Raw genomic sequence first — 14,665 nt, 5'->3', positions numbered from 1 at the left:
GAAGAGGGTGGGCGAAGAGGGCGGGACGAAGTGTGCGGTCGGGCAGACTCTTCGGGGTGAGCACCGGAGACGTCTTCCGCAAACACGACCCGCACACCCATCCTGATTTCTTCCGGGCCGAGGCGGCCGGTCTGGCCTGGCTCGCCGAGGCCGGTATGCCGGTGGTGGCGGTGCGGTCGGTGAGCGAGCACCACATCGAACTCGAGCGGATCGCCGAGGCATCCCCGTCCGCCGAGGCCGCACGGGAGTTCGGTGCGGCACTCGCCCGGATGCACGACGTGGGCGCCGCCGGTTTCGGTGCGGCACCCGACGATTACGACGGGCAGCTGTTCATCGGCCGCCGCCCCATGAGCCGCACCGTGCACGACACCTGGGGATCGTTCTACGTCGCAGAGCGGGTGCTGCCCTTCCTGCGCATCGCGGTCGAGGCGGGCAGCGTCACCGGCCGTCAGTGCCACGACATCGAGGCCGCCTGCGATCTCGTCGCCGCCGGAGCCTTCGACGACGAGGATCCGCCCTCGCGCCTGCACGGAGACCTGTGGAACGGCAACGTGCTGTGGTCGCCGCGCGGCGTCGTCCTGATCGATCCGGCCGCGCACGGCGGCCACCGCGAGACGGATCTGGCGATGCTCGCGCTCTTCGGTTGCCCGCACCTGGGCCGGGTCGTCGACGGCTACGAGGCGGCGCATCCGCTACGCGTCGGGTGGGAGCAGCGGGTGCCCGTGCACCAGCTGCATCCACTGGCGGTGCACGCCGCGGGATACGGTGCCGGGTACGGGCGGGAGCTGCACCGGGCGGCACTCGCGACCCTCGAACTCGGAGGCAGTACGTGAACGGGATCCTCGTCGTATCCGCGACCCGCGCCGAGGCGGCGCACGTCCCGGAACGCTACGAGACGGTGATCACCGGGATCGGGAAGGTCGACGCAGCGGTGGCCGTCACCGCGGCGCTCGCGGGGTATCCGGCCGACGCGCGGCCGCTCGTCGTGAACATCGGCACCGCCGGCGCATTGCACACCCACCACTCGGGACTGTTCCTGCCGTCCGCCGCGATCAACCACGACATCAGCAGCGAGATCCTGAAGAGCCTCGGTCATCCCGTGCAGGACGTCGTGCAGATCGACGACGGTGACGGCAGCGTGCTCGCCACCGGTGATTCGTTCGTCTCGGACGCCCAGATCCGCGACGCGCTGTCCGCGCGTGCCGATCTCGTCGACATGGAGGGCTTCGCGGTTGCCTATGCCGCCCGCCGCATGGGCGCGCGGTGCCGACTTGTCAAGCACGTGAGCGACCGGGCCGACGATTCGGCGCTCGACTGGCCGAAGCAGGTCGACCGCAGCGCGCAGGAACTCGCCCGCTGGCTCGTCGAGCGTTACTGAACGATTCCATGACGAACGATCTCAGCGCCCGTCCGTACGTTCGGTGAGGGTGACGGTCACCGCGCCGGTGGTCAGGGTGAGCACCTCCCCGTCGAGAGTCCACCGGGGTGTGCCCGCGAACAGCGTCCGTACCCAGTCGTCGGCGCCGTCGCGCGGGGGAGGACACGCCATTCTCGTGGACGCGAGCGTCCCGGCGCGGATCCTGCTCCCGGACAGGTCGGCGGTGCCGGTGAACCGGTTGCATCCGGCGGACGCCGCGACCCGCTCCCGAGCGGGGAACGACAACTGGAGCGGACCGCCGCCGGGGATCGGCCGCCCCTCGACCTCGGTCGAGATGTAACGGCGACCGATCGGGTCGGACGGCGACGACCCGAACATTCCGCACCCGGACAGCAGCGCACCCAGTGCGAGGACGACGACCACGCGGACTGCTCCCGGCATGGGTCTCACGGTACCGAGGAGGGATCAGCGGGCCGTGAACTCCAGTCCGTCGGTGCCGTTCGCTGCGGTGAGAATCATCGACGAGCCCCGGACGATGTAGGTGGTCTCACCTGCGAGCACGTTCAGGACGTGCGTCTCGATGTCGGCGAGCTCGGGATCGGCGCAGGCCGCGCGGGTCATGGTGAGCGGTTCGAACAGGATGACATCGTCGCCCACCTCGGCGCTGCCGCCGAACTCGTTGCACCCCGTGTTCCCGGTGAGGGTGCCGTCGTCGGCCAGGGTGAGCGTCGGCGCGGCGTTCTCCAGGGCGACCGACCTGACGACGGCGTCGGCGGTGCGCAGCGAGGTCACCACCCACTCGGTGCCGGTGATCGGCAGATCGGGGTCGACGACCTTCTCGTCCTCGAGCGAGACCGTGATGTCGTCGCCGGTGAGCATGAAGGTGTCCCCGTCGAGCGACCAGCGCGGCTCGGCGTCGAACAGCGTGGTGAGCCAAGCGTCTGCTCCCTCGCGTTCCGGCAGGCAGGCCATCATCGTGCTCGCCAGGTCCGATGCCTTCACTCGGCCGTCGGCCAGGTCCACGCCGCCGACGAAACGGTTGCAGCCGGCGGTCGCGGAGATGCGTCCGTCCTCCGGGAACTCGACGACCATCGGTCCGTCGCCCGGGATCTGCGTGCCGGTCACGCTCGTCGAGACGAAGGTGCGGCCGGTGAGGTCCTCCGCGGAGTTGCCGTCGGCCGAATCCGAATCGGTGCTGCACGCGGCGGCCACCGCTGTCAGGGAGACCAGTGCGAGCACCCGGAATGTGCGAATCATGCCGTTACGGTACGGCGCTCGACCCAGATTTGCGGCTACCTCGACCGGTCACGACACGGTGTGCGAGTTCGGCCCAGTTGTCGGCGAGTCGGCGGAGCGGATGTCCCAGCTCGCGCCACTGGTGGAGCACGAGGGTGGCCTCGAGCGACGCGACCAGCGAGGTCGCCAGCAATCGGGTGTCGCCGGTGACTCCGGCGGCACGCAGCAGTGCGTCGACGTGGGCGAGCGAGACCAGGTGGGCGGGAGCGGTGTAGTGGGAGTCGGTGGCGGATTCGGCCGCGCGGAGCAGTTCGCCCTGCACCTCGACGAGTTCGATGCGTGCACGACCGAAGGCGATGAGCCGGTCCAGGGCCTCGGCGTCGGGGCCGAGCGGTGGCGGGCCGAACAGGAAGCCCTGCTGGAACTCGCGCTCGCTGTGGTCGAGCAGTGCCCGGACGAGCCCGGCGCGGGAGCCGAACCTGCGGAAGACGGTGCCCTTGCCGACCCCGGCCCGCGCCGCGACGGCGTCCATCGTCACGGCATCGACGCCGCGCTCGGCGACGAGCAGGGCGGCGGCGTCGAGCAGACGGGAACGATTGCGCGCTGCGTCGCCCCGTTCGGAGAGTCGTTCGTCCGCCAGGGGGAGAGCCCGGCTGTTCGCCGCAGACAGCGCCCGACCGTCCGCGTGCGGGAGGGGGCGAGTGTTCACAAGGTCACACTCTAGCGGGGCAGGGAATAAAGCGGACCACGGTCCGTTTAAAATTGCGTAGTCAACCACTTCGACCCGAGGATGTTCCCATGACCCGAGTTCTCGCCCTCGTCGGCAGCCTGCGTGACGGCTCCGTCTCCCGCCAGCTCGCCGAGACCGCCGCGGCGGTTGCTGCCGAGAACGTCGAGGTGACCCTCTACGAGGGCCTCGCCGACGTTCCCTTCTACAACGAGGATCTCGACGGCGAGGCTGCCCCCGCTGCTGCCGTGGCTCTGCGCGACGCCGCTGCCGAGGTCGATGCCGTGCTGATCGTCACGCCCGAGTACAACGGCACCGTCTCCGCGGTGCTCAAGAACGCCGTCGACTGGCTGTCGCGCCCCTACGGTGCCGGCGCACTGAGCGGCAAGCCCGTCGCCATCGTCAGCCAGTCGCCCAGCCAGAACGCTGCGAAGTGGGCGCTCGAGGACGCGGTCAAGGTCGTCGGAATCGCCGGCGGCAAGGTCGTCGACGCCGGCTCGCTGTCGGTCGGCGAAACCTTCGGCAAGTTCGGCGGCGAGCACGCCAAGGAGCACGCCGAGACCGCGCAGCAGGTCGCAACGGTCGTCGCCGCACTGGCCGACGCCACCAAGGTGCTCGCCGACGCCTGATCGAGACGTCCGTCGTCCCTGCCGGTACCGCCGGCACCGAGAGCGGCCGGCGGACCGACCGACACCCCCGGTGCCGGAGACCCGTGAGGTCTCCGGCACCGCGTATCCGCAGGGTCCGGCCGAGCCGCGGACGCTCCGCTCGTCGCTCGTCGCATCTCGACGGTTCGATGACGCCTGCAGCGGGAATGCCCCGAACACAGCCCACTGTTCGGAGGTTTGCCCATGACAAGCGGGGACACGAGGACCGATACCGGCCACCGACCCGATCTCGACATAGTTCTCCACGTCGACGGGGTGGAGCGTCGCGTCCCGATCGACGTCCGCACCACCGTGCTCGACGCACTGCGCGACCGCCTCGGGATCACGTCCCCGAAGAAGGGATGCGATCTCGGTCAGTGCGGAGCGTGCACCGTGCTGATCGACGGCCGGCGCACCCTCTCGTGCCTGGCCCTCGCCGCCTCGCACGACGGCGCCGAGATCGTCACCGCCGCCGGACTCGGCGACGGGGAGATGCATCCGCTCCAGGCGCAGTTCATCGAGGACGACGCCTTCCAGTGCGGCTACTGCACCCCCGGCCAGATCTGTTCGGCCGTCGGCATGCTCGACGAGTTCGCCGACGGGGCGCCGAGTCACGTAACGGCCGATCTCGAACAGGCACCCGAACTCGACGACGACGAGATCCGGGAACGCATGAGCGGCAATCTGTGCCGCTGCGCCGCCTATCCCAACATCGTCTCGGCGATCCGCACCGTCGCCACCGGCGACAGCCGAATCGGTGCAGGCGACAGCCGAATCGGTGTCGGCGACAGCCGCCTCGATACGGAGGAGACGCGATGAGCCCCCTCCGCTACGAGCGACCGGCAGATCCCGCCGCCGCCGTCGCCGTCGTGCACGAGACACCGGGTGCGGTCTTCCTCGCGGGCGGCACGAATCTGGTCGACCACCTCAAACTCGGCGTCGCGACCCCCGATCTCCTCGTCGACGTCTCGCATCTTCCGCTCGACGCCGTGGAGGAGACGGCCGACGGGGGAATCCGGGTGGGCGCCAACGTCCGCAACAGCGACCTCGCGGCGCATCCCTTCGTGCGGCGCAACTACCCGGTGCTGTCGCGCGCACTGCTCGCCGGTGCCTCACCCCAGCTCCGGAACACCGCGACCACCGGCGGCAACCTGCTCCAGCGCACGCGGTGCTCGTACTTCCGGGACGTGAGCACCCCCTGCAACAAGCGCGAACCCGGCAGCGGCTGCTCCGCCATCGGCGGATACACCCGCTACCACGCGATCCTCGGCGCCTCGGAGCACTGCGTGGCCACCCATCCGTCCGACATGGCGGTCGCCCTGCTCGCGCTCGACGCCGAAGTCCTGGTCCTCGGCCCGGACGGCGAGCGCGCCATCGCGGTAGAGGACTTCTACCGACTCCCCGGCGACACACCCGAGCGCGACACTGTGCTCGAACGCGACGACCTCATCGTCGGCGTGCAGATCCCCGCGGCGCAGAGTTCGCTGTCCACCTATCGCAAGGTGCGCGACCGGGCGTCCTACGCCTTCGCGTTGGTCTCCGTAGCGGCCGAGATGACCGTTGCGGACGGGACGATCACCGGGTGCCGCATCGCATTCGGTGGGGTCGCACACCGGCCCTGGCGGGCACACCGCGCGGAGGAAGCACTCCTCGGGCAACAACCCTCCGACGAGGTCTTCGCTGCGGCGGCCGAGGCCGAACTCGCCGACGCGAGTCCCCTCGACGGCAACGCCTACAAGATCCCGCTGCTGCGGCGAACCGTGGTGGCGACCCTGCGCGAACTCGACGAACGACGGGAACGAGGTGGATCCGCATGAGCCCCGAGCCGATCCGAGCAGGTGGACGCTCCACCGCGCGCATCGACGGACCGGCGAAGGTCGCCGGGACGGCACCGTACGCCTACGAGCACCCGGTCGACGATCCCGCCTACCTCGTACCGCTCACCTCCACCATCGCCCGTGGACGCGTCGACCGCATCGACACCGCCGCCGCAGAAGCGGTGCCCGGGGTGCTGAAGGTCCTCACTCCCTGGAACGCCCCACGTCTCACCGAAGAGGCCGAGGGTGAGTACTCCGTCCTGCAGACACCCGACGTGCTGTACCGGGGTCAGATCATCGGCGCGGTCGTCGCGGAGAGCTTCGAGATCGCCCGGGAGGCATGCTCGCTCCTGAAAGTCGAGTACAGCGAGGAACCGCACGACGCGCTCTTCCGCGCCGACCATCCCGACGCGTACACACCCGAGACCGTCAACGGCGGCTACGAACCCGACACCGAGCGAGGCGACGTCGACGCGGCGTTCGCCCGCGCCGAGACGGTGATCGATCAGTGGTACTCCACCCCTGAGGAACACAACAATCCACTCGAACCGCACACCGTGGTCGCGATCTGGCGGAACGACGTCGTGCCGTCGAACAGTGAGACCGACGGATACACTCTGACGCTGTACACCTCGACGCAACATCCGCACGGTGTCGTCGAGACCCTCGCGCCGGTCTTCGGTCTCGACGCGGCCCGGATGCGGGTGGTCTGTCCGTACATCGGTGGGGGATTCGGTTCCAAGGGCGGTCCTCACGCGCACGACGTCCTCGGTGGACTCGCGGCGCGGGCCCTGGCCGGGAAAGCGATCAAGTTCGCGGTCTCCCGACCAGACATGTTCGGTTACGTCGGGTACCGCGCTCCGACCGCCTCGCACATCCGGCTCGCGGCCGACAGTGACGGCAAGCTCACCGGTCTCGTGCACGAGGCGTTCGCCCAGTCGTCCCGGGTCACCGAATTCGTCGAACAGGCGGGGGTGCCGCTGCGCAATCTCTACGACGTCGCCAACGCCCGCACGTCGCATCGCGCGATCACTCTCGACGTGCCGGCGCCGTTCTGGATGCGCGCGCCAGGTGAAGCGCCGGGCATGTTCGCCGGCGAGGTCGCGATGGACGAGCTCGCCGCCGAACTCGGGATCGACCCGATCGAACTGCGCATCCGCAACGAACCCGAGTCCGATCCGGAGACGGGGAAGCCGTGGTCGTCGCGCCGGCTCGTCGAATGCCTCCGCGGAGGAGCACAGCGATTCGGGTGGGATCCGTCCGACCGCGAACCCGGCACCCGGCGGCAGGGCAACACCCTGATCGGTACCGGCATGGCGGTCGCGACCTATCCCCACATGGTCAATCCCGGCTCGGAAGCCCAGATCCGGTATCTCGGGGAGGGGCGCTACTCCGTCCGCATCGGAGCCACCGACCTCGGTACGGGTGCGTGGACGGCCCTGACCCTCATCGCCGCCGACGCACTCGGATGCCGACCGGAGGACGTCGACCTCGAGATCGGCGACAGCGCACTGCCCAACGGCACGGTGGCCGGCGGATCGTCGGGCACCTCGTCCTGGGGAACCGCGATCGTCACGGCCGCAGAACAATTCGGTAAACGCTTCGGCGACGATCCGCCGGTGGGTGCCGAACTGTCCGCGTCGGCAGCCGAGAACCGCGAACTCGAGCACTACACCGCGCAGTCCTTCGGTGTGCACTTCGCCGAGGTGCACGTCGACGCCGACACCGGCGAGATCCGGGTGCCCCGGATGTTCGGTCTGTTCTCCGTGGGACGGGTGATCAATCCGCGAACCGCGCGTTCGCAGGTCATCGGCGGGATGTCCTTCGGGATCTCGATGGCGCTCTTCGAGGAGAGCATCCGCGACGCGCGTTTCGGGCACGTCGTCAACCACGATCTGTCCGAATACCACGTGCCGACACACGCCGACATCCGCCGGGTCGAAGCGGATTGGCTCGATGACGAGGACCTGCATGCGACACCCATGGGGTCGCGGGGGATCGGTGAGATCGGGATCGTGGGCAGCGCCGCGGCGGTCGTCAACGCCCTGTGGCACGCGACCGGAGTGCGGATCCGGAACCTACCGGCCCGCCTCGACGACCTACTGCCCGGACTGCCCTGACGCGTCGGACCGGTGACAGACCAGCAGCCAGCGATTGGTGCCGGCCTGTCGCCGGTACCGCAGCTCGTCGAGCGCGGCGAGGGCGATGGCGAGTCCTCGACCGCGCTCGGCGAGGGCATCCGGGAGTTCGACCGAACGCAGATCCACACGTGCCGGGGCCCCGTCGTCGATGAATACTGCTTCGAGACGATCCGGGTGGAGCTCCAGCGTCAGCGTCACCGAGACAGCTTGTCCCCGGCCGGCGTGCTCGATGATGTTCGCGGCGATCTCCGCGACCGCGATCTCGAACTGCACGCGGTCGGACTCGTCGAGTTCCTCGGCGGCGAACATCTCCGCGACCAGATCCATGATCCGGTCGAGGGTGCCCTCGCTCGTCGGGGCGGACAACTCCCACCGGCAGGGCGCCCCGTCGGACGGCTGCGCGTCGGACGGGGCGTCAGTCGCCATCGAAGGCCGCGTCCGCGGAGTCGTGGGTCGCCAGGACCCGATCGAGGCGGGTCAGCGCGAGCACGCTCTGCACCTGCGCCGTGGGCGAGGCGATCCGCAGGTCGCCGCCGGCCTGCCGCGCCGCCTTCAATCCGGACACGAGTGCGCCGAGCCCGGACGAGTCGATGAACTCGGTCGTGCTGAGGTCGACGACGAGCCGATGGGATCCGTTCTCGACGAGATCGCGCAACTGCTCGCGAAGACGTGGCGCCGCAACCATGTTCAGACGACCGGTGGGTTGCACGACGGTACTCGTTCCGACCGTGCGGGTTTCGTAATGGCTCATCGAACTCCTTCGTTCTCGGGTCCACGGTAGCGAGCCGCGCCGATCACCACCGACAGAATCAACAGGTCGAAGACGACCCAGACGAGGTTCGCGGTCACGCCGAGAACCGAGATGTCGCCGAGGAACAACCGCACCGCGCCGACGACCGCCGCCACGACCAGCAGTGCCATGACGAGCAGTTGCTGACGGAACAGATACCAGGGGACGCCCTCGCCGCCCTGGCGTGTCTTCGGGGTGACCGCGAAATCGAGCGGTTTGTCGAAGTACACGTTGAGGAAGGCCGTCCAGCATGCCTTGATCCACACCGGGAACAGCGCGAGGCTGTACTGCTGGCCGCGCCAGGTCGGCGTGCCGCGGCCGACGACGAAGAACAGCAGCTGACTGAGGATCAGGAACGGGACGAGCCGCGCGAAGAAGTCGAGACTGTAGGCTTCCACCGGCAGGATCCCGAAGACGAGATAGATCATCGGCGCCGCGAAATAGGCGAGGGCCGCGAAACCGGAGAGATAGCTCCACATCGTCGCCCAGTACATGAGGCGCTGCGCGAGGGTCATGCCCTTCTGGACGAGCGGATTCTCCCGCAGCATCACCTGGATCGTGCCCTGCGCCCACCGGAGTCGCTGCGTGACCATCGTCTTCGGATCCTCCGGTGCCAGTCCGTAGGCGAGGATCTCGTGGTGGTAGACGGACTTCCAACCCGCGCCGTGCAGACGCATGGAGGTGGCCATGTCCTCGGTCACGGAGATCGTGGCCAACGCGAGCATCGGCTCGGCCTCCTCGGCGCGGTCGACGTCGACGGCCCGGATCATCGCCCGGATCGATTCGAGCGCGCCGAGCGGCGACCATTCGCGGTCGGCGAGGCGGTCGAGCACGGTCTCGTCGATGGTGAGCGCGTCGGTGCCGTGCGCGTCGAGGGCGGCGATCTCCTCGAGATCGGCTCGGATACCACCGAAGTCGGCATCGACGATGCTGCGCGCGGCGGCGTCGACCGCCTGCTGGAAGCGGAAGGTGACGTCGGCGAGCGCCGCGCCGGCCCGCCGTTCGCCGCGTGCTGTACGCACGGCCTGTCGCACCGAATCCAGTGCCGCGGCGACGTCGGGCTGGTCGGCGGGCACCTTCCGGCGTGCGCGGTCGACCACCTTTCCTGCGGTGCGCAGGGTGCGTTCGACTCCGTCTTCGACGGCTTGGACGTAACCGGTCAGGCCGAGCTGCATGAGCGCTTCGCGTCGGAGGATTGCGTTGGACCCGCAGAAGAAGGCGGCGTTCCAGCCGTCCTTGCCCTGCTGGATCGGGCCGTAGAACAGCGGGGCCTGGCTGCCGAGCGGGTCGGACTCGGGAACGTTGGTGAAGTACTGCGGTGTCTGGACCAGGGCGGTGCGGTCGTCGGTGAAATATCCGAGTGTGCGGTCGAGGATCTCGGGTTCGGGCACCTGGTCGGCGTCGAGGATGAGCAGGAACTCGCCGTCCGAATGCAGCAGCGCGTTGATCAGGTTGCCCGCTTTGGCATGGCGTGGCTTGTTCGTCCAGCTCGCCGCCCGCGTCATGTAGTCGACGCCGAGTTCGGCGGCGGCTGCGGCGAGTTCGGGCCGGGATCCGTCGTCGAGGATCCACGTCCGGTGCGGATACCGGATACGCTTCGCTGCCGTGGCGGTCCGCAACACCAGATCGACCGGTTCGTTGTAGGTGGTGATGAAGACGTCGACCGTCATCCCCTCCGGCGCTGCGGGTGGTTCGGGCCGTCTCCTCAGCCGCCACATCGTCAATGCGAAGAGCAACGAGTCGATCAGGCTGTAGGTCTCGGCCAGCACCAGCGGAACCGCGATCCACCAGGCATCCCAGTTCACCGAGAACAGCCAACGCCAGACGATGTAGTTCAGGCCGACGACGACCGTGAGGACGATGAGGACACGCAGGAACGGTGACGGGTAGCCCTCCTTCGTGACGGCCTTCACGACATCTCGTTCCGTCGTATCGCGACGACCGTGACGTCGTCGAGCGGAGGTTCGTTCACCGTCAGGGCACGTGCTGCGGCCACCAGCGCCTCCGGGGTCGGATGGCCGGCGACGAAACGGCACAGTGCCGCCGGGTCGCTGTTCTCGTCGAGCAGGTCGAGCAGTCCGTCCGAGCAGACCACCAGCATGTCGCCGGGAGCGAGGTGCGCGGTCTCCGATGTCCATGTGGTGGCGGGGAACACTCCGAGCGGGGGACCGTCGCCCTCGAGGGGTTCGACCCCGCCGTCCGCGCGACGGATCGCCGCGAGTCCGTGCCCCGCATCGGCGTGGTCGACGTCTCCCGTGGAGAACTCGATCGCAGCGACGAAGGAGGTGGCGAACGTTCCCGTGTGCTCGAAGTCGTCGGCGAGGTGCTCGGCGCCGAGGGTCAGCGCCATCCCGGTGTCGAGGACGCCGACCGGACGACGTCCGAAGCGCTCGAGCACCCGGCCGGCACCGCGCAACGAGGAACGCACGCCCGACGCCAGGATCGCCGCGCCGAGGCCCTTTCCCATCACGTCGGCGACGGAGATCACGACGCCCTCACGGAGCCGGTAGTGGTCGTAGAAGTCGCCACCCACCACGAAGGCGGGCAGGCAGACGGTGGCGATCTCGTAGCCCGGAAGGTCGGATAGCGGCCGGGGGAGGAGCTGCTTCTGGATCTCGGCGGCGCGGTCGAGTTCGTCGGACCGGTCGAGTTCGCGCTGGGTCCATTCGGCCAGCTCCGCGAAGGTGTCGAGCTGATCCGGGTCGAGGTTCCTCTCCTCGGTGTCGTAGATGCAGAAGGTGCCCACGGGATGACCGGCCGGACCGAACAGGGGGTAACCCGCGTAGAACCGGATCCCACCCTCACCACCGATACCGGGGATGTCCATGAAGGCGGGATCGGTTGAGGCGTCGGGAAGGACGAGTGCGGGGTCGTCCGGCCGCTCGTACGCGCGCGCGATGGTGGTGCGGCACACCGTCCTCTCGCGAGGAACTTCGGAGAGTTCGAGTCCGAGGATCGACTTGAACCACTGCCGGTCGTGGTCCATCAGCGACACCGACGCCATGGGGACGCCGAACACGCGGCACGCCATGCGGGTGATCTTGTCGAAGCGCTCCTCGTGAGGGGTGTCGAGCAGCTCGAGTCGCTCGACGTCGCGCATGCGCTCGTCCTCGAGATGGTCGGGGAGCAGCGACGCCTCGGATGTCATCGTGCGGTGTGTCTCCTGTGCAGAGCGTCGTCCAGGGCCGCCGCGCACTCGGCCGTGCTGGTCAGGCGCCAGTCGGTTTCCTTGTTGTGATGGAACCACACGAACGTCGTCACCGCGGGGTGACTGTCCAAGTAACCCACCAGATCCCGGATCCAGTCCGGCTTCGACCCACCGGCCTCCGCGCTCGCGACCTCGGTGACCGCGACGGGACGACCCGGGGCGATCCGGCCGAGCTCGTCGAAGGTCGGTCCGAACAGATCTTCGGGGGACTGCCAGCGACTCCACGGCCGGGTGGTGCCCCAGTTGTAACCGTCGACCCCGACGACGTCGACGTGGTCGTCACCGGGATACAGGGGTGCGATGGGACTGCTGCCCTCGTGCGGGACGTTGACCGTCCAGATCCAGCGCACGTTGTCGGCCCCCTTGGAAGCGAACAGTTCGTGCAGGTGTCGCCACGCCGCGACGTAGGTCTCCGGTGGGGTGCCGCCGGCGGGACCCCAGGGATACCAGTCCCCGTTCGGCTCGTGTGCGAAGCGCAGGTACACCGTCCCGCCCCAGGCGGTGAGTTCGTCCGCCCACCGGTAGAGATGGTCGTCGTGGATCCCGGCGGCGATGTCGGCCATCGTGATCGACGTCCGGTCGTACGTCCCGTCGCCACGCTGCAGCCACGGTTCCCACGTGACGATCGGGTCGGCTCCCGAGGCGCGCACGATGTCGAGGGCCCCGACGGGTGGTGGGGAGAGGAAGTCGACGAACCACAGCACCGCGCCGGGTGCGGTGCCGACCGCCTCGGTGACCGCGCGGTACTCGTCGACGGCCACCGGGCCGCCCGGGGTGCTGATGCCGAAGCGGGGACACGCGGTGCTCGTCTCGTCGAGCGGGGCGGAGATCGGTTCGCACTCACGGCGCGAGTCGCAGGCGGCGCACAGGGACAGTGCCAGCAGTGCGGCGAGCATCGCGCGAACCGGGTGCACGAGGAGTCATTCTTCCCGCCCGGAGCTCCCCGCGCAGGCCCTTCGGAGGGTGTTCTCGCGGTGCCCTCGCGAAGTTGTCGGTGGCACCCGCCACACTGTGCTCGAGGTCTCTCTCGTACGCGCTGCGGCGACACGCCGGGACACGCCCGAAACGCCGTGGAGGGAGGGTCGCGACCTGGGAATATCACCTTTGTAAGTCACAACATCCTGGGTTCTGTGTATCCGATGGACACAAGGTGTAGTGTCTAGACCGCTGGAGGGCCACAAGTGCCGACGATCTCTCGGGGAAGCGGGATCGGACGGATGAGTGGGCTTCCGGGTAACGCACAGCAGTCAGTCGTCAGGCCGCCCACGGCCGTCGGAAAAGGGGCATTCATGAACATCACCGTCTATACCAAGCCTGCCTGCGTCCAGTGCACCGCCACCTACCGCGCCCTCGACAAGGCCGGCATCGAGTACGACGTCGTCGACATCAGTGAGAACCCCGAGGCCCGCGACTACGTCATGGCGCTGGGATACCTCCAGGCGCCTGTCGTCGTCGCCGGCGACGACCACTGGTCGGGCTTCCGCCCCGACCGCATCAAGGCGCTTACCGTCGCTGCCTGAGCCCGGGCCGCGTTCGCGGCGGCCCGATCGTCGTCTCCGGGCGGACGTGTTCTTCCGTGTCCGCCCGGGCCGGTCTTCGCAATCGAATGAAGAGTGGTGACTACCGATGGCTTCGCTGGGGTCGATCCCGGGAACATCGCTGGTGTACTTCTCGAGTACATCCGAGAACACCCACCGATTCGTGCAGAAACTCGGGATTCCGGCCAGCCGTATCCCATTGCACGATCGTGAGGGAAATTTCGAGGTCCACGATCCGTACGTGCTGATCGTGCCGACCTACGGTGGCGGGACGACCGCCACGGGCCGTGATACCCGCTACGTTCCCAGGCAGGTCATCCGATTCCTCAACAACGAGCACAATCGGGGCCTGATCCGCGGTGTCATCGCGGCGGGTAACACCAACTTCGGCGACTCGTACTGTTTCGCGGGAGACATCGTCTCGCGCAAGTGCAAGGTGCCGTATCTGTACCGGTTCGAGTTGATGGGCACGACCGACGACGTCGAGCGTGTCCGCGACGGTCTCGCCCGATTCTGGGAGTCCGTGCTCCAGAACGCCTGAGCCACATCCGTATCCGTATTCGACGCGCGTCGCGGACGTGACTGCGCGGCCGTTTCCTAACTCCGACAAGTGGGGACAGCACTGTGACCATTACCGATCCCGCTCCCGCCACGAGCGCACACCTCGACGATTCGCTCAAGGATCTCGACTACCACGCGCTCAACGCGATGTTGAATCTGTACGGCCCCAACGGCGAGATCCAGTTCGACAAGGATGTGGCCGCCGCCCGTCAGTACTTCCTGCAGCACGTCAACCAGAACACGGTCTTTTTCCACAACCTCGACGAGAAGCTCGACTACCTCGTCGAGGAGAACTACTACGAGCCCGAGGTGCTCGAGAAGTATTCGCGCGCATTCGTCAAATCGCTGTTCGAGCACGCATATTCGAAGAAGTTCCGGTTCCCGACCTTCCTCGGTGCGTTCAAGTACTACACCTCGTACACGCTCAAGACGTTCGACGGCAAGCGCTACCTCGAGCGTTTCGAGGACCGTGTGTGCATGGTCGCGCTGACGCTCGCCGACGGCGACGAGATCCTCGCCCGGCACCTCGTCGACGAGATCATCTCGGGTCGTTTCCAGCCGGCCACCCCGACCTTCCTCAACTCGGGCAAGAAGCAGCGCGGCGAGCCCGTCTCGTGCTTTC

At 68.3% G+C, this 14,665-nt stretch carries 16 protein-coding genes and 1 pseudogene; 9 read left to right on the top strand and 8 right to left on the bottom strand.

The genetic code is table 11. The features are described 5' to 3' along the window. The first annotated feature begins 32 nt into the window (after positions 1-32). Both QR64_RS15300 and QR64_RS15295 read left to right on the top strand, forming a co-directional pair. Positions 33-833 (top strand): fructosamine kinase family protein, encoded by an 801-nt coding sequence (locus QR64_RS15300; RefSeq protein WP_006550381.1) that lies wholly within the window; start codon positions 33-35, stop codon positions 831-833. Next, positions 830-1,378, top strand: coding sequence for a nucleosidase (locus QR64_RS15295; protein ID WP_006550382.1), 549 nt, complete (start codon positions 830-832; stop codon positions 1,376-1,378). Before QR64_RS15300 ends, QR64_RS15295 begins: the two co-directional genes overlap by 4 nt. A 21-nt stretch (positions 1,379-1,399) precedes the next feature. On the opposite strand, the gene QR64_RS15290 is transcribed toward QR64_RS15295, so the two are convergent. The 3 genes from QR64_RS15290 to QR64_RS15280 are packed head-to-tail and all read right to left on the bottom strand — an operon-like array spanning position 1,400 to position 3,284. Beyond that, on the bottom strand, positions 1,400-1,819 hold the full coding sequence (locus tag QR64_RS15290; RefSeq protein WP_039586033.1) for an META domain-containing protein: 420 nt from the start codon (positions 1,817-1,819) through the stop codon (positions 1,400-1,402). 24 nt (positions 1,820-1,843) lie between these two features. Beyond that, entirely contained in the window at positions 1,844-2,635 is a 792-nt protein-coding gene (locus QR64_RS15285) for an META domain-containing protein (RefSeq protein WP_033097717.1), read from the bottom strand. A 4-nt stretch (positions 2,636-2,639) separates the two neighbouring features. Continuing rightward, positions 2,640-3,284: a TetR/AcrR family transcriptional regulator gene (locus QR64_RS15280; RefSeq protein WP_024101427.1), complete on the bottom strand. Its 645-nt coding sequence runs from the start codon at positions 3,282-3,284 to the stop codon at positions 2,640-2,642. Positions 3,285-3,412: 128 nt separating this feature from the next. Between QR64_RS15280 and QR64_RS15275 the strand changes: the two genes are divergently transcribed. The 4 genes from QR64_RS15275 (at position 3,413) to QR64_RS15260 (ending at position 7,925) form a co-directional block, all read left to right on the top strand. Beyond that, a complete protein-coding gene (locus QR64_RS15275; RefSeq protein ID WP_006550386.1) occupies positions 3,413-3,970 on the top strand; it encodes an NAD(P)H-dependent oxidoreductase in 558 nt (185 codons plus the stop codon). Between the two features lie 222 nt (positions 3,971-4,192). Continuing rightward, positions 4,193-4,807 (top strand): 2Fe-2S iron-sulfur cluster-binding protein, encoded by a 615-nt coding sequence (locus tag QR64_RS15270; protein ID WP_051121499.1) that lies wholly within the window; start codon positions 4,193-4,195, stop codon positions 4,805-4,807. Then, on the top strand, positions 4,804-5,805 hold the full coding sequence (locus QR64_RS15265) for an FAD binding domain-containing protein (protein WP_024101424.1): 1,002 nt from the start codon (positions 4,804-4,806) through the stop codon (positions 5,803-5,805). The genes QR64_RS15270 and QR64_RS15265 overlap by 4 nt, the downstream gene beginning before the upstream one ends. After that, positions 5,802-7,925, top strand: a complete 2,124-nt coding sequence (locus QR64_RS15260) for a xanthine dehydrogenase family protein molybdopterin-binding subunit (protein ID WP_052227322.1) — start codon at positions 5,802-5,804, stop codon at positions 7,923-7,925. Before QR64_RS15265 ends, QR64_RS15260 begins: the two co-directional genes overlap by 4 nt. Here the strand turns inward: QR64_RS15260 and QR64_RS15255 are convergent. Genes QR64_RS15255 through QR64_RS15235 form a run of 5 tightly spaced genes read right to left on the bottom strand, consistent with a single transcriptional unit; the run spans position 7,905 to position 12,840 of the window. After that, a complete protein-coding gene (locus QR64_RS15255; protein ID WP_024101422.1) occupies positions 7,905-8,372 on the bottom strand; it encodes an ATP-binding protein in 468 nt (155 codons plus the stop codon). The two genes, QR64_RS15260 and QR64_RS15255, sit on opposite strands and share 21 nt — an antisense overlap. Further along, the gene (locus QR64_RS15250; RefSeq protein WP_033097719.1) at positions 8,362-8,697 is read right to left on the bottom strand and encodes an STAS domain-containing protein; all 336 of its coding nucleotides are present in this window, start codon (positions 8,695-8,697) and stop codon (positions 8,362-8,364) included. Before QR64_RS15250 ends, QR64_RS15255 begins: the two co-directional genes overlap by 11 nt. Continuing rightward, a complete protein-coding gene (locus QR64_RS15245; RefSeq protein ID WP_033097720.1) occupies positions 8,694-10,649 on the bottom strand; it encodes a glycosyltransferase in 1,956 nt (651 codons plus the stop codon). Before QR64_RS15245 ends, QR64_RS15250 begins: the two co-directional genes overlap by 4 nt. After that, the gene (locus QR64_RS15240) at positions 10,646-11,884 is read right to left on the bottom strand and encodes a PP2C family protein-serine/threonine phosphatase (RefSeq protein ID WP_033097721.1); all 1,239 of its coding nucleotides are present in this window, start codon (positions 11,882-11,884) and stop codon (positions 10,646-10,648) included. Before QR64_RS15240 ends, QR64_RS15245 begins: the two co-directional genes overlap by 4 nt. Then, entirely contained in the window at positions 11,881-12,840 is a 960-nt protein-coding gene (locus QR64_RS15235) for a glycoside hydrolase family 26 protein (RefSeq protein WP_039586032.1), read from the bottom strand. Before QR64_RS15235 ends, QR64_RS15240 begins: the two co-directional genes overlap by 4 nt. Positions 12,841-13,233: 393 nt before the next feature. On the opposite strand from QR64_RS15235, the gene QR64_RS15230 reads away from it, so the two are divergent. The 3 genes and pseudogenes from QR64_RS15230 to QR64_RS28690 all read left to right on the top strand — a co-directional run. Continuing rightward, positions 13,234-13,464, top strand: coding sequence for a redoxin NrdH (locus tag QR64_RS15230; protein ID WP_006550390.1), 231 nt, complete (start codon positions 13,234-13,236; stop codon positions 13,462-13,464). 106 nt (positions 13,465-13,570) lie between these two features. Next, a complete protein-coding gene (nrdI, locus tag QR64_RS15225) occupies positions 13,571-14,023 on the top strand; it encodes a class Ib ribonucleoside-diphosphate reductase assembly flavoprotein NrdI (RefSeq protein WP_006550391.1) in 453 nt (150 codons plus the stop codon). An 83-nt stretch (positions 14,024-14,106) separates the two neighbouring features. Further along, positions 14,107-14,664: pseudogene (locus QR64_RS28690) on the top strand (ribonucleotide reductase N-terminal alpha domain-containing protein); the annotation flags it as partial. Between the last annotated feature and the right edge of the window lies 1 nt (position 14,665).

It is taken from the genome of Rhodococcus sp. Chr-9, from assembly GCF_000801125.1.
Classification (GTDB): Bacteria; Actinomycetota; Actinomycetes; order Mycobacteriales; family Mycobacteriaceae; genus Rhodococcus; species Rhodococcus pyridinivorans.
Note: the sequence above shows the minus strand (reverse complement) of the source record. Positions and strands in the feature narration are given on the sequence as shown.

Coding starts and splice junctions, on each gene's coding strand:
- QR64_RS15260 (WP_052227322.1), top strand. CDS start 5,802: ATGAGCCCCGAGCCGATCCGAGCAGGTGGACGCTCCACCGCGCGCATC.
- QR64_RS15250 (WP_033097719.1), bottom strand. CDS start 8,697: ATGAGCCATTACGAAACCCGCACGGTCGGAACGAGTACCGTCGTGCAA.
- QR64_RS15265 (WP_024101424.1), top strand. CDS start 4,804: ATGAGCCCCCTCCGCTACGAGCGACCGGCAGATCCCGCCGCCGCCGTC.
- QR64_RS15270 (WP_051121499.1), top strand. CDS start 4,193: ATGACAAGCGGGGACACGAGGACCGATACCGGCCACCGACCCGATCTC.
- QR64_RS15285 (WP_033097717.1), bottom strand. CDS start 2,635: ATGATTCGCACATTCCGGGTGCTCGCACTGGTCTCCCTGACAGCGGTG.
- QR64_RS15230 (WP_006550390.1), top strand. CDS start 13,234: ATGAACATCACCGTCTATACCAAGCCTGCCTGCGTCCAGTGCACCGCC.
- QR64_RS15240 (WP_033097721.1), bottom strand. CDS start 11,884: ATGACATCCGAGGCGTCGCTGCTCCCCGACCATCTCGAGGACGAGCGC.
- QR64_RS15255 (WP_024101422.1), bottom strand. CDS start 8,372: ATGGCGACTGACGCCCCGTCCGACGCGCAGCCGTCCGACGGGGCGCCC.
- QR64_RS15235 (WP_039586032.1), bottom strand. CDS start 12,840: ATGCTCGCCGCACTGCTGGCACTGTCCCTGTGCGCCGCCTGCGACTCG.
- nrdI (WP_006550391.1), top strand. CDS start 13,571: ATGGCTTCGCTGGGGTCGATCCCGGGAACATCGCTGGTGTACTTCTCG.
- QR64_RS15290 (WP_039586033.1), bottom strand. CDS start 1,819: ATGCCGGGAGCAGTCCGCGTGGTCGTCGTCCTCGCACTGGGTGCGCTG.
- QR64_RS15275 (WP_006550386.1), top strand. CDS start 3,413: ATGACCCGAGTTCTCGCCCTCGTCGGCAGCCTGCGTGACGGCTCCGTC.